This window comes from Variovorax sp. WS11 (assembly GCF_010499245.1).
GTDB lineage: Bacteria > Pseudomonadota > Gammaproteobacteria > Burkholderiales > Burkholderiaceae_C > Variovorax.
This window is the reverse complement of the sequence record NZ_JAAGOW010000001.1, coordinates 815,055-833,533: the sequence shown is the minus strand read 5'-3', so window position 1 is coordinate 833,533 and position 18,479 is coordinate 815,055. Positions and strand designations below refer to the sequence as shown.

Sequence of the window (18,479 nt, the reverse complement as noted above, 5' to 3'; positions counted from 1 at the left end):
AATCCTCAGGCGCTGCGGCGCAACACGAAGCGCTTCGCGCCGCCCCAGGCCCGGCGGATGCGCACGTTCACCGCCGGGATGTACATCAGCATCGTCAGGATGGTGACCGCCGCCAGCGCCGCGCAGATCGGCCTCGTGAAGAAGGGCGCGATGCTGCCGTCGGACAGCACCAGCCCGCGGCGCAGGCTCTTGTCCAGCAGCTCGCCCAGCACCAGCCCCAGCACGAAGGGCGCCATCTCGTAGCCGCGGCGGCGCAGGAAGAAGGCGCCGATGCCGATCGCCAGCATGCAATAGACGTCGAACAGCCGCGAGGCGATGGCGAACGCACCCACCGTGCACAGCACGAAGATCACCGGCATCAGCACCGTGCGCCGCACCCGCAGCACGTGCAGCAGCGGGCGCACCAGGAACAGGCCGAAGATCAGGATGCTGAAGGTGGCCAGCGTGGTCATCGCCACCACGTCGTAGACGAACTGCGGCGTCTTGATCATCAGCATGGGGCCGGGCTGGATGCCATGGATGATCATCGCCGCCATCAGCACCGCGGCCGGCGCCGAACCGGGAATGCCGAGCGCCAGCGCCGGGATGATGCCGCCGGGAATGGCCGACATGTCGCCGGTCTCGGCCGCCATCAGGCCGTCGATCGAGCCCTTGCCGAACTGCTCGCGCTCGGGGCTCACCGACTTCGCGGCGGCATAGGACATCCACGCGCCCGAGTCCTCGCCGATGCCGGGCAGGATGCCGGTCACCACGCCGATCACGCCGGAGCGCAGCACGGTGCGCCAGTACTGGAACACCTCGCGGAAGCGCGGAAGCACCGAGTCCTTCATCTCGACGATCTTGCGCTCGATCGGGTCGGCAAGCGAGGTCAGCACCTCTGCGAAGCCGAAGGCGCCGATCAGCGCCGGGATCAGTGCGATGCCGCCCGAGAGTTCGTCCCAGCCGAAGGTGAAGCGGTCGTAGGCATAGAGGCCTTCCTGGCCGATCTGCGCGACCAGCAGGCCCAGGCAGCCCATGAGCCAGCCCTTGATCGGGTCGTTGCCCACGATGCTGCCCGACATCGCCACGCCGAAGAGCGCGAGCCAGAAGAATTCGAAGGCGCCGAAGGACAGCGCAATCTCGGCCAGCGCCGGCGTGAACATCGCCAGGCACAGCACGCCGAACAGCGTGCCGGTGAAGGCGCCCGAGGTCGCGATGCCGATGGCGCGCCCAGCCTCGCCCTTGCGCGCCAGCGCATAGCCGTCGGCGCAGGAGGCGGCGTTGGCCGCCGTGCCCGGGATGTTGAGCAGGATCGCGCTGCGGCTGCCGCCGTAGAGCGTGCCGACGTAGGCGCAGATCAGGATCAGGATGGCGTCGTTGGGCGCCATCTTGATGGTGAGCGTGGTCAAGAGCGCGATGCACAGCGTGGCGGAAAGCCCCGGCATGCAGCCCACCAGGATGCCCAGCAGCGCGCCGCCCAGCCCGTAGACGATGGACCAGAAGTTCAGGAAGCTGAGGTAGGAGTGCCCCAGCATCTGAAGGCCTTCGAGCATGTCGTCGTCTCCTCAGGGAAGCCGCACCAGGAAGAACTCCTGGAACACGAGCGTGATGACGATGCCGGCGCCCAGGCCCACGGCCAGCGCGAAGGCCAGGCCTCGCAGCCGCTGGTTCTTCGCGCTGCGCTCGGCGAACTGCAGCAGGCCGATGGTGACCGTGACGAAGACCGCCGCCGCGGCCCAGAAGGGCAGGCCGTGGCCCACCAGCCCGCCCGCGAAACCGATGCACAGTGCCAGCACGGTCCACATGCGCCGGGCCTCGGCGCGGTCGGCGGCGGTGTGCGGGTGTGGCACATGGGGCGTCTTGGCGAGCCGGCGCCAGGAGCGAAAGAGCATCAGGGCGCCGAAGAACACGATCGCCGCCCCCAGCAGGCCCGGCAGCAGGCCCGGCACCGTGTAGGGGTTGATGTCCTGCTTCTCCAGCCGGTCCATGCGCAGCGAGCCGAGGGTGGTCGCGATGCCGAGCGCGATCCAGCCCAGCGACTGCCAGAGGTCCGAGCGCGGCGAGGTCTTGCGTGCCTGCGCGGCAGCCTCGGCCTCCGCCGCGGCGCGTTCTGCGTCGGTGGCGCTCGTCACGGCCGCGCGATGCCCAGCGTTTCCGGCGAGACCTTGGCCTTGCCGCTGTCGAACAGCAGCCAGGCGTTGGCCTGGATGGCCGGGGTGACCGCGGTCTGTGCCTCGGCGCCGTGCAGCGGGGCGAACAGGGCGCCGCGGCTGGTGGCGTACTTCTTCAGCACCTCGCTCTTGGCGATGTTGTCGACCCAGATCTTCTCCACCGTCTTCACCACCTCGTCGGGCACGCCCTTGGGAATGAAGATGCCGAAATAGTTGGCCGGGGCCTTGAAACCGTCGAGCGTCTTGGACAGCGGCTCGATGCTGCCGAAGCCTTCCAGCTCCAGCGCCTTGTCGCTCACCGTGGCCAGTGGGCGAATGCGCTTGCCGCGGATCATGTCGGCCTGCTCCACCGCAAGCTGGGTCGTGACCTCGGTCTCGCCCGCCACCGTGGCCACCACGGCCGGGTTGCCGCCGTCGTAGGTCACGTGCCGGTACTTGACGCCGGTGCTCTTGGCGATCAGCTCCATCGCGTTGTGGCCGGCCGAGGTCACGCCCGCGGTGGCGACGCTGATCTGGCCGGGCTTGGCCTTCATCGCATCCAGCAGGTCCTTGGCGCTCTTGTAGGGCGCGGACGCGTTGACGCCGATGACCTGCACGTTGGCGACGTTGAGGAACAGGTGCCAGTCGGCGATCTTGGTCTTGAGCATGCCCAGAGTCTCGTAGGAGCCTAAGTCCTGCGCGGCGCCGGCCGTCCAGGTGTAGCCGTCCTTGGGGGCGTCGAGCGCGCTCTTGCTGCCGATCGAGCCCGAGGCGCCGGGCTGGTTGACGATCACCACCTTCTGGCCCAGCGTCTTCTCGATCTCCGCGGCGGTGACGCGCGTCACCTGGTCCGTGGAGCCGCCGGCGGCCCAGGGCACGATGATGGTCACGGGCCGCGAAGGCTTCCAATCCTGGGCCAGGGCGGGCGCGCCCAGCGCGGCGAGGGCTGCGAGCGCGAAGGCGGGGGCGATGCTTCGGATCAAGTGGCGCTTCTGCATGGTGTCTCCTGTTGATGCGTTGGACTGGGGAAACGGGATGCGTGAAGAGCTGGCTAGCCGAGCCAGCGTTGCAGGTGTGCCGCGACGAAGTCGTCGTCGTGGAGTTCGGGGTAGGCGTCGTGCACGCGCGTCAGTTCGGCGGCCTGGCCGGGGCTCAGGCCTTCCAGCGGGTCCAGGCACCAGACGCCGGCCAGCAGGCCCTGGCGCCGCAGCACCTCGTGGCAGCCGGCGATGCAGCCGTGGAAGTCGTGGGCCACGTCGAACAGGGCGGCATTGCAATCGGTCACCTGGGCGTCGAGCGCGAGCAGCTCCGCGGGCACCTGGTCGGCCGCGACCGCCTCGTGCAATCGCGACAGCAACTGCACCGCGCGCCGCGTGCCCACGCTCCAGTGGCCCAGCAGCCCGCCCTTGATGCGCACCGTGACCGGCAGGCCCTCGCGGGTGAAGACGAAGGGCGCGAGCAGGTCCAGCACGATGTGGTCGTCGTTGCCGGTGTAGAGCGTCACGCGCCCCTCGGCGCCGGCTTCCACCACGCCGCGCACCACGTCCAGCGTGCGGTAGCGGTTGAATGGCGCCATCTTGATGGCGACCACGTTGTCGATGGCGGCGAAGCGGCGCCAGAAGCTGGCCGGCAGATGGATGCCGCCCACGGCGGGCTGCAGGTAGAAGCCGACCAGCGGCATTACCTCCGCGACGGCACGGCAGTGCGCGATCAGCGCATCCTCGCTCGCACCTTTCATCGCCGCCAGGCTCAGCAGGCCGGCGTGGTAGCCCAGCGCCTGCGCGGTCGCGGCTTCGGCGCAGGCCTGCGCGGTCGAGCCGGACAGGCCGGCGATCATGAAGAGCGGGCGCCGGCCATCCAGCGGCTCCCAGTTCAGGGCCTCTTGCATCGCGAGCTCGAGCACGGGTTTGTAGAGGCCCTGCTCGCGGATCGCGAACTGCGTCGAGTGCACGCCCACGGCCAGGCCGCCGGCGCCGGCGTCGAGGTAGTAGCGGCTCAGCGCCCGCTGGCGGCGCTCGTCGAGCCTGCGCTGGGCATCGAGCGCCAGCAGGTGCGCGGGGATCGCCGTGCCGCGCCTGAGGAGTGCGAGCGAGGCGGGCGGGAGCTGCGTGTGGTGCATGGCTCAGTACTTGCCGTCGCGGGCTTCGAAATGCGTGGGCTTGTTCAGGCTCGTCATGCCGCGCCGGACCCAGTCGGCGGACCAGTCCATCATGCGCGGCAGCGTGACCTGCTGCGGGCCGAAGAGCTCGAAGGCGCGAGTGCAGTCGATCAGCCAGGCGGTGTCGGCCTCCCGGCCGGTGAAGACCGCTTCAACGCCGAGCCGCTGTGCCAGTCCCTCCGCAGCCTCGCGGATGGCGATGGCCGGGCCGCTGAGGTTGAGCGGCGAGGTCGGCGTGTCGCAGTGCGCCAGGGAACGCAGCGTCCAGTCGTTGGCCTCGCCCTGCCAGATGATGTTGGCATGGCCCATCGCCAGGTCGACGGGCTGGCGCGCGATCAACTTCTGCGCCAGGTCGTGCAGCACGCCGTAGCGCATGTCGATCGCGTAGGAGAGGCGGATCAGCCGGCCCGGCGTGCCGTGCAGGTGCGAGAAGTGCTCGAACAGGCGCTCGCGCGCGACGCAGGAATTCGCGTACTCGCCGGACGGCGGCGTGGGCGGCACGTCCTCGCGCGCGCCGGGGCCGCGCACGTCGGCAAAGGGGTACACGCAGGCGGTGGAGAAGGCCACGATGCGCGAGCGGCGGAAACGCTCCGCCACCAGCGCCGGCACGTGGGCATTCATGGCCCAGGTCAGCCATTCGCTGCCCGAGGAGCCGAACTTGCGGCCGGCCATGAAGACGACGTTGGGCGCCTCGGGCAGGGCGGCCAGCGCCTCGCGCGAAAGCAGGTCGGCCTCGATGCACCGGATGCCCTGCGCTTGCAGGCGCTCGCGCAGACGCGGCTCGGAAAATCGCGCCACGCCGATGACCTGCCGATCGGGGCTGGCGCGCTTGGCCATGCGCGCCAGCGTCGGGCCCATCTTGCCGCCCACGCCCAGCACCAGGATGTCGCCCTCGACCCGCTCCAATGTCTGCATGAGCGCATCGGAAGGACGGGACAGGAGTTCCTCGAGCTGTTCGAGGTCTTCGATGCGATCGGGCGAAGGCATGGTGCGATTCCCCTGGTGCGGCGGTTCAGGCCTCGATGCCGTGCAGCGCCAGCAGGGTCTTCATGCGCGCGACCGCGAGCTCCGGCTGCTCGAGCAGGTTGGCTGCATCGGCCAGCCGGAACAGCTCCGCCAGATGCTGCAGCGAGCGCGTGCTGTGCTGTCCGCCCACCATCGTGAAGTGCTTTTGGTGTCCGTTGAGCCAGGCCATGAAGACCACCCCCGTCTTGTAGAAGCGCGTGGGCGCCGCGAAGATGTGCCGCGACAACGGGACCGTCGGCCCCAGAATGGCGTGGAAGCTGTCGATGTTGCCCTGCGCCAGCTCGCCCAGCGCGGCGCTGGCCGCCGGCGCGATCGCATCGAAGATGCCCAGCAGCGCATCGCTCTTGCCGTGCGTGGGCTCCTGGCCGTGGCCGTCGCCGGCGATCAGCTCCGCGTAGTTGAAGTCGTCGCCCGTGTACATGCGCACGCTTGGCGGGAGGCGCCGACGCATCGCGATCTCCTTGTCCTTGTCCAGCAGCGAGATCTTGATCCCGTCCACCTTGTGCGGGTGGGCGGCGATGATGCCCAGCGCCGTGTCCATCGCGGCGTCGACATTCTTCGTGCCCCAGTAGCCCGCCAGCGCCGGGTCGAACATGTCCCCCAGCCAGTGCAGCACCACCGGCTGCTTCGCCTGCGAGAGGATCCGGTCGTACACCCGCTCGTAGTCCGCCGGGCTTTGGGCCACGTGCGCCAGCGCGCGGCTGGCCATCACGATCAGCTTGCCGCCCAGCGCCTCGATCGCGGCCATCTGCTCTTCGTAGGCGCGGATCACATCGTCGACGCTTTTCACGTCGATCAGGCTCAGGTGGTCGGTACCGCAGCCCGAGGCGACCAGCGCGCCCGGCACGTCCTTGGCCGCATCCAGCGAGCGGCGGATCAGCTCGAGCGAAGTCGGCCAGTCCAGCCCCATGCCGCGCTGTGCCGTGTCCATCGCCTCAGCCACCCCCAGGCCCAGCGACCACAGGTGGCGGCGGTAGGCGATGGTGGTGTCCCAGTCGATGGCGCATTGCAGCCAGGGGTCGATCGCCGCCAGCGGATCGGCCACCACGTGCGCGGCCGAGTAGGCAATCCTGTTGAACTGGACGCCGGGCGGCGGTTTGACCGGCGTCGTGCCGCGCAGCGTGTAGGCCGCCAGCGTGCCGCCGGCAACGGGAAGAGTCAGCGAGAGAGCCATCGGCGCCTCAGATGTTCAGTTCCGGCACGTCGATCCAGCGACGGTCCTGCCACGATTCAAGTGCGGCTTCGACCAACTGCACCCCCTTGGCCCCTTCGGGCAGCGTCCACTTGTACGGCGCGTTCTCCACCACATGGCGGATGAAATGCTCCCACTGGATCTTGAAGCCGTTGTCGTAGGTCTGCGAGTCCGGGATCTCCTGCCACTGGTCCAAGAAGTTCATCGTCTGCTTCTCGTCCGGGTTCCACACCGGCCGCGGCGTCGCCACGCGCGACTGCGCCCGGCACGACGACAGCCCCGCCACCGCCGAGCCGTCCGTGCCATCCACATGGAAGGTCACCAGGTCGTCGCGCCGCACCCGCGTCGCCCAGCTCATGTTCAGCTGCGCGATCACTGGCTCCCCGCCGTGGCCGCGCAGCTCGCAGGTTGCGTAGGCCGCGTCGTCTGCGGTGGCTTCGTAGGGCTGGCCGTTCTCGTCCCAGCGCTTGGGGATGTGCGTCGCGCCGATGCACGACACCGACTGCACCTCGCCGAACAGGTTGTCCAGCACGTAGCGCCAATGGCACATCATGTCCAGGATCATCCCGCCGCCGTCTTCCTTGCGGTAGTTCCACGAGGGCCGCTGGATCGGCTGCAGGTCGCCCTCGAACACCCAGTAGCCGAACTCCAGGCGCACCGACAGCATGCGCCCGAAGAAGCCCGCGCGGCGCAACATGTCCAGCTTGCGCAGGCCGGGCAGGAAGAGCTTGTCTTGCACCGCGCCGTGCTTGAGGCCCGAGCCTTGCGCCAGGCGGGCGATCTCCACCGCCTCGTTGAGGTTGGTGGCGATCGGCTTCTCGCAGTAGACATGCTTGCCGGCGCGGATCGCCTTGGCCAGCAGGGTGGGGCGCATCTGGGTGGTGCCGGCGTCGAAGAAGAGCGTGTCGTCCTTGTTCTCCAGCGCGCGATCGAGGTCGGTGCCCCAGCGCTCGATGCCGTGGGCCTTGGCCAGGGCCTCGATCTTCTCGGCGTTGCGCCCGATCAGGATCGGGTCGGGCATGACCCGGTCGCCGTTGGAAAGTGTGACGCCGCCTTGCGCGCGGATCGCGCAGATGGAGCGGATGAGGTGCTGGTTCATGCCCATGCGTCCGGTGACGCCGTGCATGATGAGTCCGAGTCGTTGGGTGGCCATGTCAGAAGGTCTGCCGAATGAGGTGGGGGGTCTGGGAAAAGCGTGGAGGGTTACTGGGGCGTCAGGCCGGCGGCCTTCACCAGCTTGGCGTTGCTGGCGATCTCGTCCTTGATGTAGGCGTCGAACTGCTCGGGCTTGAGCGTCCAGGCGTCGGCACCCAGCTTGAGGAAGCGCTCCTTGACCTCGGGGCTGGCGAGCGCCTTCGCTACCTCGTCGTGCAGGCGGTTGACGATCTCGCGCGGGGTCTTGGCGGGCGCCATCATCCCGATCCAGAAGTTGAATTCCGAGCCGGGCACGCCGGCCTCGGCGGTGGTGGGTACATCGGGCAGGGCGGCGGCGCGCTTGGGCGAACCCACGGCCAGCGCCAGCAGTTGGCCGTCCTTGATCTGGCCGATCACCGGCGCGATGGGCGAGAAGTAGTAGTCCACGCGGCCGGCCAGCACTTCGGTCACGGCCTCGGCCGAGCCCTTGAAGGGGATGTTGGTCGCATCGATGCTGGCGGCCATCTTGAACTTCTCGGCGTTCAAGTGCGTCGCGCTGCCCTGGCCCGCGGAGGCGAAGTTGACCGTGCCGGGCTTGGCCTTGGCGGTCGCGACCAGGTCCTTCAGCGTCTTGATGTTCTTCGAGGGCGAAATCACCAGCGCATTGGGCAGCGAGGAGATCGGCGTGACCCCGGCGAAGTCCCCCACCGTGTCGAAGGGCAGCTTGGCGAAGGTCGAAGGGCTGACCGTGTGCGAGGACGAGTGGATCATGATCGTGTAGCCGTCCGGCGCCGCCGTCGCCACGGCCTGCTGGCCGATGGTGCCGCTGGCGCCGCCGCGGTTGTCGATCACCAGCGTCTGGCCCATGCTGGCGCCCATCTTGTCGGCGATGGCGCGCGCAATGATGTCGGTGGTGCTGCCGGCGGCGAAGGGCACGATCACGCGGATCGGCTTGTTCGGGTAGGCGCCCTGGGCGCTTGCGCCGAGGGCGGTGCAAAGGGCCAGCGTGGCGATGAGGGCGTGGCGGCGGGTGCTGAGGGGCACGGAGGTCTCCTGGTTGGATGGGGCGCTGTGGCCCGACTTCAATTCACCAATAAGTGAATTAGAGATTCTAGGAAGCCCTGCGCGAGCCTGCAACGGCCCCGTCCTAGGAGATACCCGTATCAGTGCAGGACGTAGCCCAGTACGAGATCGGTCATGTGCGAAAGGCGCTGCGCCATGGCCTTGGGCGCGCGCAGGTCGCGGCCGAAGATGGCCGAGAGGGTGTCGTTGTTCGACAGGTAGAAGTAGCAGAGCGCGGCGATGGAGATGTAGAGCTGCACCGGGTCGACGCCCGAGCGGAAGAGCTTCTCGCGCCGGCCGCGCTCGAGCACGCCGTCGAGCAGCTGGACCAGCGGCGAGTTCATGTCCTGGATGCGCTCGGAGCGCTTGAGATGTGCGGCGCGATGCAGGTTCTCGCTGTTGAGCAGGGTGATGAACTCGGGATGGTCGAGGTAGTAGTGCCAGGTGAAGGAGACCAGGCGGCGGATCGCCTCCACCGGCTCCACCTCGTCCAGGTGCAGCTGCTGCTCGGCCTCGCGGATGTCGGCGTAAGTGCGCTCGAGTACGGCCAGGAACAGGTCGTCCTTGCTGCCGAAGTAGTAATAGATCAGCCGCTTGTTGAGTCCGGCGCGCGCGGCAATGCTGTCCATGCGCGCGCCGGCCAGGCCGCGGTGCGCGAACTCGTCGCGGGCAGAGTCGAGGATCGCGAGCTGTGAACGGTCGGCGTCTCGCGAGCGAGGCTCGAGCGGCGCTGTGGGCGGCGTCTTCATGGGCGGAATTTAACCAGTTGGAGAATTAAAGCAAGCGTTCGCGGGGAGTGCGGATAATCGCCGCTTCTTCGATATTGCAGCAGAGGCACCCACCCATGAGTTCGTCGCAAACCGCAGGCCACCTGATCGTCGAGTGCCTCATCGAGCAGGGCGTGGAGCTGGCCTTCGGCGTGCCGGGCGAAAGCTTCCTGGCGGTGCTCGACGGCTTTCATGCCTACTCGGAGCGCATCCGCTTCATCGTCAATCGGCAGGAGGGCGGGGCCGCCTTCATGGCCGAGGCGCACGGCAAGCTGACGGGCCGGCCCGGCATCTGCTTCGTGACGCGCGGGCCCGGGGCGACCAACGCCTCGATCGGCGTGCACAACGCCTTCCAGGACTCGACGCCGATGGTGCTCTTCGTCGGCGACGTCGGGAGCGACTTCCGCGACCGCGAGGCCTTCCAGGAGGTCGACTACGGCAGCTTCTTCGGGCCCAGCACCAAGGGCTTTGCCAAGCGCGTGGAGCGCATCGACGATGCGGATCGCATTCCGGAGTACATCGCGCGTGCTTTCGCGACCGCGATGAACGGCCGCCCCGGGCCCGTGGTGCTCGTGCTGCCGGAAGACATGCTGCGCAGCGTGACGGCGGCCCGGCCGCTGGCGCGTGTGGAGGCGGTGCAACCCTGGAGCGATCCGGGCGCGCTGCGCACACTTCGCGAGCTGCTGATGAAGGCGCAGCGCCCGCTGGTGATTGCGGGCGGCGGCGGCTGGACCGTGCAGGCGGCGCAGGCGCTGCAGCGCTTCGCCGAGAACTGGAAGCTGCCGGTCGCGAACGCCTTCCGCTTCCAGGACACCTTCGACAACCACCACCCGCTCTACGCCGGCGACGTGGGCATCGCGCTCAATCCGAAGCTGGCCGAGCATGTGAAGCACAGCGACCTGGTGCTGGCCATCGGGCCTCGGCTGGGCGAGATGACCACCGGTGGCTACACGCTGCTCGAGGCGCCCCGATCCGCGCAGACGCTGGTCCACATCCACGCGAGCGCGGAGGAGCTCAACCGTGTCTACCAGGCCGATCTGGCCATCAACGCCGGCATGAGCGCCGCTGCGCGCAGCCTCGAGGTGCTGAGCCCGCCGGCCGAAGTGCCCTGGGAATCGTGGACCGCGCAACTGCATGCCGATTACCTCGCCAACCTGGAGCCGCAGGCACTCGCCGGGCTGCCGGCTGCATCGCCGCGTGGCGCGGTCGACATGGCGGCGGTGGTTCGCGTGCTGCAGCAGCATCTGCCGGCGGACGCGGCCATCACCAACGGCGCGGGCAACTTCGCGAGCTGGGTGCATCGCTACTTCCGCTATCACGGTCTGGCCAAGGGGCACAAGACGCAGCTTGCGCCGACCAGCGGCGCCATGGGCTACGGCGTGCCGGCCGGCATCGCGGCGAATATCGCAACCGGCCGCATCGCCTTCACCATCGCGGGCGACGGCGACTTCCTGATGAACGGGCAGGAGCTCGCCACGGCTTCGCAACACGGCGGCAAGAGCATCATCGTGCTGCTCAACAACGGGATGTTCGGCACCATCCGCATGCACCAGGAGCGCGAGTACCCGGCCAAGGTGAGCGGCACGGCGCTGGCCAATCCGGACTTCTGCGCGCTGGCCCGCGCCTACGGTTACGCGGCCGAGCGCGTGACCGAGACCGCGCAGTTCGAGGCTGCGCTGCTGCGCGCGCTGGTGGCCGATACGGGCACGCTGATCGAGATTCCGCTCGACCCCGAGGTGATCACCACACGTGGCACGCTGTCGACGATCACGAAGGCGGCGCAGGCACGCGGCGCCCATTGAGCCCCTGTTGGGCCCAAGAAAAAAGCCGGCTTGCGCCGGCTTTTTCAATGAAGCGCCTGAGGCGCTCCGCGCTCACTTGACGTGCTTGCCGATCAGCGAGGCCAGTTCGAACATCGACACTTGCGGCTTGCCGAAGATTTCCTTCAGCTTGGCGTCGGCGTTGATGTTGCGCTTGTTGGCCTTGTCCTGCAGGTTGTTCTTCTTGATGTAGTCCCACAGCTTGCTCACGACGGCGGTGCGCGGCAGAGGCGTCGAACCCACGACGGCGGCGAGCGCCGGGCTGGGGGTCAGGGCCTTCATGAACGCGGCATTGGGCGTGCGCTTCTTGGCGGGTGCCGCCTTCTTCGCAGGAGCCTTCTTCGCGGGAGCAGCCTTCTTGGCGGGTGCAGCCGCCTTCTTCGCCGGAGCAGCCTTCTTCGCCGGTGCGGCGGCCTTCTTCGCAGGAGCAGCCTTCTTTGCAGGCGCTTTCTTGGCCGGAGCCTTCTTTGCAGTTGCCATGGTTGATTTCCTTTTTTGGATTGGTCACTCGTCACCAATGAAAACGCTGTCTCCACTGGCATTGCGGATGCTAAAGGAGAAAAAACTCGTTTCCAAGGGAAAAAGGGACTTTTTCATTGGGAGCTGTTGTTTTTTCAGAGGAGAGAAGGGGGTCCTTCGCACTCTGGAGTGCCCTCGAAGCGCGCTGCGATGCTTCAGGCGCGGCGCGAAGGCCAGGTCGCGAGCATCACGCCGAGCAGCGCGAGCGCGAACGCGCAGACCTGCAGCGGCGCCAGGCTCTCGCCCAGCACCAGCACGCCGACCATGGCCGCGCTCACCGGCAGCATCACCGTGAACACGCCCGCCTGCGAGGCCGGCACGCCCTTCAGGCCCGTCATCCAGAGCCACACCGTCCAGATGCTCGCGGCCAGCGCATAGACCACCAGCAGCGCCCACAGGCCCAGCGGAACGGCACCGAAGTCGAAGCGCAGCGCGAACCACAGGCCCAGCGGCGTCGAGAGCACGAAGCCCCAGAGGTTGATCAGCGAGGAGATGCGCTTGGGCCCGAGCTTGCCGGTGAGCGACTTGCCGATCACCGCGTAGGCCGCCTCGCAGAGCACGGCGCAGAACACCAGCAGGTTGCCGAGCAAGGGCATGGAGGCGCTGGTGCCGTCGCCCGTGTGTGCGGAGGGATGCGCTGGCGCGAGCGCGAGCAGGCCGATGCCGCCGGCCGCGCAGGCGATGGCGAGCGCTGTTCGCAGCGCGATGCTTTCGCGCAGGAAGACCCGGCTGCCGATCGCGACCACGGCGGGGATGGAGGCCATGATGACGCCCGCCGACACGGCGCTGGTCATGCTCACGCCGAAGAGCATGCAGATCGAGAACAGGAAGTTGCCGAGAAAGGACTCGAGAAAGACCAAGCCGCGCGTGCGCGCCGTCATCGCCGGCTCGTCGTGCGGGCGGCGCAGCCAGTGCGGCATCGCCAGCGCGGCGATGCCGAAGCGCAGCCACGCGAGCAGGAACACGGGGAAGGCAAGCACCAGGGGCTTGGAGAGCGCGACGTAGCTGCCGACCAGCGACATGCTGAGGGGCCAGGCAAACCGTAGGCGACGAGACGGCCGGGTGCGGGGAGGGCGGGGTTCAATAGACTGGGCGCGTTGCGAGGATCGAGCCGATGATGATGCCCCATTCCCCCTCCGAGGCCCGCCATGTGTTCGTCTACGGCACGCTGCGTCGTGGCGGGCGCAACGACATCGCGCGCTTCGCGCCGGCGCCGCGATTCGTGGCCGATGCGCGCATCCACGGCACGCTCTACGACCTGGGCAGCTATCCGGGCGCGGTGCTCGGCGGCAGCGGCCTGCTGGTCGGCGAGATCTACGCCATCACGCCGGCGCTCGAGACGCAGCTCGACGAGCTCGAGGAAGTGCGGCCTGACGACAGCGGCGAGTACATCAAGCGCCAGGTGCGGGTCAGGGTCGGCGAAAAGGAAATCGCATGCCTGATCTACGAGATCCACCCGGACCGCGTCGCAGGCCGGACCGTGATCGCATCGGGCAACTGGTTCGAACGCGTGCCGCCTTTTTCATGAGTGAGTGGGCGCGTTGCGCATCATGAAATCAACGTATGTTGCGTCGCAATATTTTTTCTCGATATGAGAAAGTTTATTCCGCATTGAGAAATTGGCCTCTAAGTTGTTGATTTCATGAGGCAAAAAATATGTCTTCTATAAGACATAAGACAGAAAGGCTTGGCGTACAGTTGCTCCCAAGGCCGCAGCGCCCACCCCTCAATCAACCCTTGGAGTGACACCATGCCTCAAACCATCACAGAACAACTGAGCCGCGAACAGCAGATCGCCGCCCTCGAAAAAGAATGGGCGACCAACCCGCGCTGGAAGGGCATCAAGCGCGGCTACAGCGCCGCCGACGTGGTGCGCCTGCGCGGCTCCTTCCCGATCGAGCACACGATCGCACGCCGCGGCGCCGAGAAGCTCTGGGACTTGGTGAACAACGAGCCCTACGTCAACTGCCTCGGCGCGCTCACCGGCGGCCAGGCCATGCAACAGGTCAAGGCCGGCGTCAAGGCGATCTACCTGTCCGGCTGGCAGGTTGCCGCGGACAACAACAGCTACGCCGCCATGTACCCCGACCAGTCGCTCTATCCGGTGGATTCGGTGCCGACGGTGGTCGAGCGCATCAACAACACCTTCCGCCGTGCCGACGAGATCCAGTGGTCCAAGGGCACCAACCCCGGCGACAAGGGCTACGTCGACTACTTCGCGCCCATCGTGGCCGATGCCGAAGCGGGCTTCGGCGGCGTGCTCAACGGCTTCGAGCTGATGAAGGCCATGATCAAGGCCGGCGCCGGCGGCGTGCACTTCGAGGACCAACTCGCCTCGGTCAAGAAGTGCGGCCACATGGGCGGCAAGGTGCTGGTGCCGACCACCGAAGCAGTGCAGAAGCTGATCGCCGCGCGCATGGCGGCCGACGTCTGCGGCACCCCGACGCTGGTGATCGCGCGCACCGACGCCGAAGCGGCCGACTTGCTGACCAGCGACTACGACGAGAACGACAAGCCTTTCCTCACCGGCGAGCGCACCGCCGAGGGCTTCTACAAGACGAAGAAGGGCATTGACCAAGCCATCTCGCGCGCCATCGCCTACGCCCACTACGCCGACCTGGTGTGGTGCGAAACCGGCACGCCCGACCTAGAGTTCGCGCGCAAGTTCGCCGAGGCCGTGCACAAGGTGCATCCGGGCAAGATGCTGGCCTACAACTGCTCGCCTTCCTTCAACTGGAAGAAGAACCTCGACGACGCCACGATCGCCAAGTTCCAGAGGGAACTGGGCGCCATGGGCTACAAGTACCAGTTCATCACGCTGGCCGGCATCCACTCGATGTGGTTCAACATGTTCGACCTGGCGCAGGACTACGTGCAGCGCGGCATGTCGGCCTATGTCGAGAAGGTGCAGGAGCCCGAGTTCGCGGCGCGCGATCGCGGCTATACCTTCGTGTCGCACCAGCAGGAGGTCGGCACCGGCTACTTCGACGACGTGACCACCGTCATCCAGGGCGGCAAGTCGAGCGTCACGGCACTGACCGGCTCCACCGAGGAAGAGCAATTCCACTGATATCCCGCTGTCACTGAGTTTGGTCCCCGCGCGAGCAATCCGCGGGGATTTTTTTCGCCTCAGTCGACCATGCGAAGCTCGCGCACCCCGCGGCCCAGCCGCTGTCGGAGCAGGGCGCGCAGCGTCACGCCCTCGGCATAGCCGACCAGCCCGGCAATCTGCTCCAGGCTCTTGTCGCTGGTCTTCAGCAGGTGCACGGCGCGCTCCACGCGCAGATCCTGGAAGTAAGACAGCGGCGTCTTGCCGAGCACTTGCTGCATGCGGCGCGCGAGGGTGCGCTTGCTGGTGCCGGCCGCCACGGCGGCTTCGTCGAGCGAAAAACCGTCGGCCAGCCGGCCGCGCGCCCAGCGTTCGAAGCGTTGGACAGTGGGGTCGGAGTGGGTGAGGTGGTCGGTGATCACATAGGCAGACTGCGAGGGTCGCGAGTCGACGATCAGGTATTTGGCGACAGTGGCCGCGAGTTCCGGACTGGCCTGGCGCACCAGCAGCAGCGCCATGTCGATGTGGCTCAGCGCCGCACCTGCGGTGACGAAGGGGCCCGAGCTCACCAGCATGCGCGACTCGTCCAGCTTCACGGCCGGGTAGCGCTGGCGGAACAGCGAGGCCAGCCACCAGGTGGTCGTGGCCTGGCGCTGGTCGAGCAGGCCCGATTCGGCGAGCACAAAGGTGCCGACACAGGCAGCCGCGATGCGCACGCCCCGGCTGGCCTGGGAACGCAGGGCGGCTGCGGCCTCGGCGACGTCGCGCCGCTGCAGCGCGACCTGAAGTCCGTCGGGCATCTTCTCGCCGAGGGCCGGCACGACGATCCAGTCGGGGCGGCCGGCGTCGGGCGCCGAGACCACCGGCACGCTCAGGCGCTGGGAGGTGTGGACCCTTTTTCGCATCCCCGTGACCCGGAGCTCGAAGGGCGGGATGTCGACGCCCAGCATGCCCGCGAGCTCGTTGGCCGTACTGAAGACGTCCTGCACCGTGGCCAGGCCTGTATCGAACACGCCGTCGAGCGCGAGCAGGTTGACCTTCATGGCAACAACGATAGCAAAGATGTCAAGAATGCCAATAGGTCGATTCCCGGAGGATGCCTAGAGTCACCGCCATGGACGCGCAATCCCGCGCGGCCTGGTTCACTGGAGACTCTCATGATCAAGTACGCACTGTTCGCCCGCCTCGAAGCCAAGCCGGGCAAGGAAGCCGAGGTGCAGCAGTTCCTGGAAGCGGGCCTGGCGATGGCGCGCGACGAAAAGACGACGCCGATCTGGTTCGCCCTGCGCCTCTCGCCGACCACCTTCGGCATCTTCGATGCCTTCGAGGACGAGGCCGGCCGCCATGCGCATCTGAACGGCCCGATCGCCCAGGCCCTCATGGCCAAGGCGCCCGAGCTGTTTGCCAAGCCGCCGGCCATCGAGCCCATCGAGGTGCTGGGCCTCAAGAATGCCGCGCCCGCGTCCTGAACTCAGCGGCTAGAATCGCAAGCTTCCGTCAGAGCAGCAACGCAACAAGGGCGAGAAAGGCATCCTGGTTATGACACCGCGAACTACCTCGCAGGGAACGAGCGGCCTTTTCCTCGAAGGAGAAGGCCGGTAGGCCGCGCATGCTGGAAGTTTCCAGCGCCCTCACTCAAGCCCAAGCGCGGTCCGATGACCGCGCTTTTTTGTTTTCTCGCCGAGGTTTTTCATGATCCAGATTACGCTTCCCGACAACTCGCGCCGCGAGTTCCCCGGCCCGGTTTCGGTGGCCGACGTTGCCAAGTCCATCGGCCCCGGCCTGGCGAAGATGACGGTGGCCGGCAAGATCGACGGCCGGCTCGTCGATGCGAGCGACCTGATCGAGCAGGACGCCCGCTTGCAGATCATCACGCCCAAGGACGATGAAGGCCTGGAGATCATTCGCCACTCGACGGCCCACCTGGTCGGCCACGCGGTCAAGCAGCTCTATCCGACGGCCAAGATGGTGATCGGGCCCGTGATCGAGGAGGGCTTCTATTACGACATCTCCTACGAGCGGCCCTTCACGCCCGAGGATATGGAGGCGATCGAGGCTCGCATGCGTGAGCTGATCGCCCAGGACTACGATGTGGTCAAGAAGATGACGCCGCGCGACGAGGTGGTCGAGGTCTTCAAGTCCCGCGGCGAGGACTACAAGCTGCGGCTGGTGGAGGACATGCCCGACGAGAAGGCCATGGGCCTGTACTACCACCAGGAGTACGTCGACATGTGCCGCGGTCCGCATGTGCCGAACACGCGTTTCCTCAAGGTCTTCAAGCTCACGAAGCTGGCCGGCGCCTACTGGCGCGGCGACGCCCGCAACGAACAGCTGCAGCGCATCTACGGCACGGCCTGGGCCGACAAGAAGCAGCTCGACGACTACATCCGCCGCATCGAGGAGGCCGAGAAGCGCGACCACCGCCGGCTCGGCAAGGAGCTGGACCTGTTCCACATCGACGAGGTGGCGCCGGGCGTGGTGTTCTGGCATCCCAAGGGCTGGGCAATCTGGCAGCAGGTCGAGCAGTACATGCGAAAGGTGTACCGCGACACGGACTACCAGGAGGTCAAGGGACCGCAGATCCTCGACAAGAGCCTGTGGGAGAAGACGGGCCACTGGCAGAACTACCGCGAGAACATGTTCACGACGGAGTCGGAGAAGCGCGACTACGCGCTCAAGCCGATGAACTGCCCGGGCCATGTGCTGATCTTCAAGAGCGATCTGCGCAGCTATCGCGACCTGCCGATTCGCTATGGCGAGTTCGGCCAGTGCCACCGCAACGAGCCCTCGGGTGGCCTGCACGGCATCATGCGGGTGCGCGGCTTCACGCAGGATGATGGGCACATCTTCTGCACCGAAGACCACATCCTCGAGGAGTGCGTGGCCTACACGGGTCAGTTGCTCAAGGTGTATGCCGATTTCGGCTTCAAAGACATCCTCTACAAGGTCGCGACGCGGCCCGACAACCGCATCGGCTCCGACGAACTCTGGGACAAGGCCGAGAGCGCCCTGATGGAGGCGCTGCGCCGCTCGGGCGTGGAGTTCGTCATCTCGCCGGGCGAAGGCGCCTTCTACGGCCCCAAGATCGAGTACACGCTGCGCGACGCCATCGGCCGCCACTGGCAGTGCGGCACGATGCAGGTGGACTTCAACATGGCCGAGCGCCTCGGCGCCGAGTACGTGACGGAATCGAGCGGTCGGGCGCATCCCGTCATGCTGCACCGGGCGATCGTGGGCAGCCTGGAGCGCTTCATCGGCATGCTGATCGAACACCACGCGGGCGCTCTGCCTGCCTGGCTGGCGCCAGTGCAGGTCGCGGTGCTCAATATCAGCGAAGGGCAGGCCGATTACGCATCTCAGGTTGCGAAATCGCTGCAAAATCAAGGGCTTAGAGTTTTGCTCGACCTGCACAACGAGAAGATTACGTATAAAATACGGAAGCATTCGTTGCAAAAGCTTCCCTACATCCTCGTCGTGGGCGACAAGGAAAAGGAAGCCGGTGCCGTCGCAGTGCGCGCCCGGGGCAATCTTGACCTCGGTGCCATGTCGGTGGAGGCGTTCTCGAAAAGGATCGCCGACGACATCCAACACAAGCTTTGAATTCGAACCGATTCAAAGGCTGA

17 protein-coding genes are annotated in these 18,479 nt (G+C 67.0%); 5 read left to right on the top strand and 12 right to left on the bottom strand.

From position 1 onward, the window contains the following. Nucleotides 1–5: 5 nt before the first annotated feature. From GXN78_RS04310 to GXN78_RS04270, 9 genes are all read right to left on the bottom strand, one after another. Complete coding sequence (locus GXN78_RS04310) at nt 6–1,532, bottom strand: tripartite tricarboxylate transporter permease (RefSeq protein WP_106556778.1); 1,527 nt, start codon at nt 1,530–1,532, stop codon at nt 6–8. Between the two features lie 12 nt (nt 1,533–1,544). Beyond that, nucleotides 1,545–2,111 carry a tripartite tricarboxylate transporter TctB family protein gene (locus GXN78_RS04305; RefSeq protein WP_106556779.1) on the bottom strand — a complete coding sequence of 189 codons (567 nt, stop codon included), beginning with the start codon at nt 2,109–2,111 and terminating at the stop codon, nt 1,545–1,547. Beyond that, the gene (locus GXN78_RS04300; protein ID WP_106556780.1) at nt 2,108–3,127 is read right to left on the bottom strand and encodes a tripartite tricarboxylate transporter substrate binding protein; all 1,020 of its coding nucleotides are present in this window, start codon (nt 3,125–3,127) and stop codon (nt 2,108–2,110) included. The genes GXN78_RS04305 and GXN78_RS04300 overlap by 4 nt, the downstream gene beginning before the upstream one ends. Nucleotides 3,128–3,180: 53 nt before the next feature. Next, entirely contained in the window at nt 3,181–4,248 is a 1,068-nt protein-coding gene (locus GXN78_RS04295; protein WP_106556781.1) for a dihydrodipicolinate synthase family protein, read from the bottom strand. Nucleotides 4,249–4,251: 3 nt separating this feature from the next. Continuing rightward, nucleotides 4,252–5,274 (bottom strand): NAD(P)-dependent oxidoreductase, encoded by a 1,023-nt coding sequence (locus tag GXN78_RS04290; RefSeq protein ID WP_106556782.1) that lies wholly within the window; start codon nt 5,272–5,274, stop codon nt 4,252–4,254. 25 nt (nt 5,275–5,299) lie between these two features. Further along, nucleotides 5,300–6,487 (bottom strand): dihydrodipicolinate synthase family protein, encoded by a 1,188-nt coding sequence (locus tag GXN78_RS04285; RefSeq protein ID WP_106556783.1) that lies wholly within the window; start codon nt 6,485–6,487, stop codon nt 5,300–5,302. 7 nt (nt 6,488–6,494) lie between these two features. Then, entirely contained in the window at nt 6,495–7,658 is a 1,164-nt protein-coding gene (locus GXN78_RS04280; RefSeq protein WP_106556784.1) for a Gfo/Idh/MocA family oxidoreductase, read from the bottom strand. Nucleotides 7,659–7,708: 50 nt separating this feature from the next. Next, a complete protein-coding gene (locus GXN78_RS04275) occupies nt 7,709–8,653 on the bottom strand; it encodes a tripartite tricarboxylate transporter substrate binding protein (protein WP_106556858.1) in 945 nt (314 codons plus the stop codon). A gap of 149 nt (nt 8,654–8,802) precedes the next feature. Continuing rightward, nucleotides 8,803–9,450 (bottom strand): TetR/AcrR family transcriptional regulator, encoded by a 648-nt coding sequence (locus GXN78_RS04270; protein ID WP_106556785.1) that lies wholly within the window; start codon nt 9,448–9,450, stop codon nt 8,803–8,805. 95 nt (nt 9,451–9,545) lie between these two features. On the opposite strand from GXN78_RS04270, the gene GXN78_RS04265 reads away from it, so the two are divergent. Further along, entirely contained in the window at nt 9,546–11,270 is a 1,725-nt protein-coding gene (locus GXN78_RS04265) for a thiamine pyrophosphate-binding protein (RefSeq protein ID WP_106556786.1), read from the top strand. A 72-nt stretch (nt 11,271–11,342) separates the two neighbouring features. Here the strand turns inward: GXN78_RS04265 and GXN78_RS04260 are convergent, their stop codons facing one another. Next, on the bottom strand, nt 11,343–11,768 hold the full coding sequence (locus tag GXN78_RS04260; protein WP_106556787.1) for an SWIB/MDM2 domain-containing protein: 426 nt from the start codon (nt 11,766–11,768) through the stop codon (nt 11,343–11,345). Between the two features lie 194 nt (nt 11,769–11,962). After that, nucleotides 11,963–12,829 (bottom strand): DMT family transporter, encoded by an 867-nt coding sequence (locus GXN78_RS04255; protein ID WP_164255368.1) that lies wholly within the window; start codon nt 12,827–12,829, stop codon nt 11,963–11,965. A gap of 92 nt (nt 12,830–12,921) precedes the next feature. Between GXN78_RS04255 and GXN78_RS04250 the strand changes: the two genes are divergently transcribed. Both GXN78_RS04250 and aceA read left to right on the top strand, forming a co-directional pair. Next, on the top strand, nt 12,922–13,335 hold the full coding sequence (locus tag GXN78_RS04250) for a gamma-glutamylcyclotransferase family protein (protein ID WP_239142597.1): 414 nt from the start codon (nt 12,922–12,924) through the stop codon (nt 13,333–13,335). A gap of 222 nt (nt 13,336–13,557) precedes the next feature. Beyond that, nucleotides 13,558–14,877 (top strand): isocitrate lyase, encoded by a 1,320-nt coding sequence (aceA, locus tag GXN78_RS04245; protein WP_106556789.1) that lies wholly within the window; start codon nt 13,558–13,560, stop codon nt 14,875–14,877. A 59-nt stretch (nt 14,878–14,936) separates the two neighbouring features. Here the strand turns inward: aceA and GXN78_RS04240 are convergent, their stop codons facing one another. Continuing rightward, nucleotides 14,937–15,899 carry a helix-turn-helix domain-containing protein gene (locus GXN78_RS04240; protein WP_106556790.1) on the bottom strand — a complete coding sequence of 321 codons (963 nt, stop codon included), beginning with the start codon at nt 15,897–15,899 and terminating at the stop codon, nt 14,937–14,939. Between the two features lie 114 nt (nt 15,900–16,013). Between GXN78_RS04240 and GXN78_RS04235 the strand changes: the two genes are divergently transcribed. Further along, nucleotides 16,014–16,325, top strand: a complete 312-nt coding sequence (locus GXN78_RS04235) for an antibiotic biosynthesis monooxygenase (RefSeq protein ID WP_106556791.1) — start codon at nt 16,014–16,016, stop codon at nt 16,323–16,325. A gap of 223 nt (nt 16,326–16,548) precedes the next feature. Next, nucleotides 16,549–18,456 carry a threonine--tRNA ligase gene (gene thrS, locus GXN78_RS04230; RefSeq protein ID WP_106556792.1) on the top strand — a complete coding sequence of 636 codons (1,908 nt, stop codon included), beginning with the start codon at nt 16,549–16,551 and terminating at the stop codon, nt 18,454–18,456. Nucleotides 18,457–18,479 lie beyond the last annotated feature (23 nt).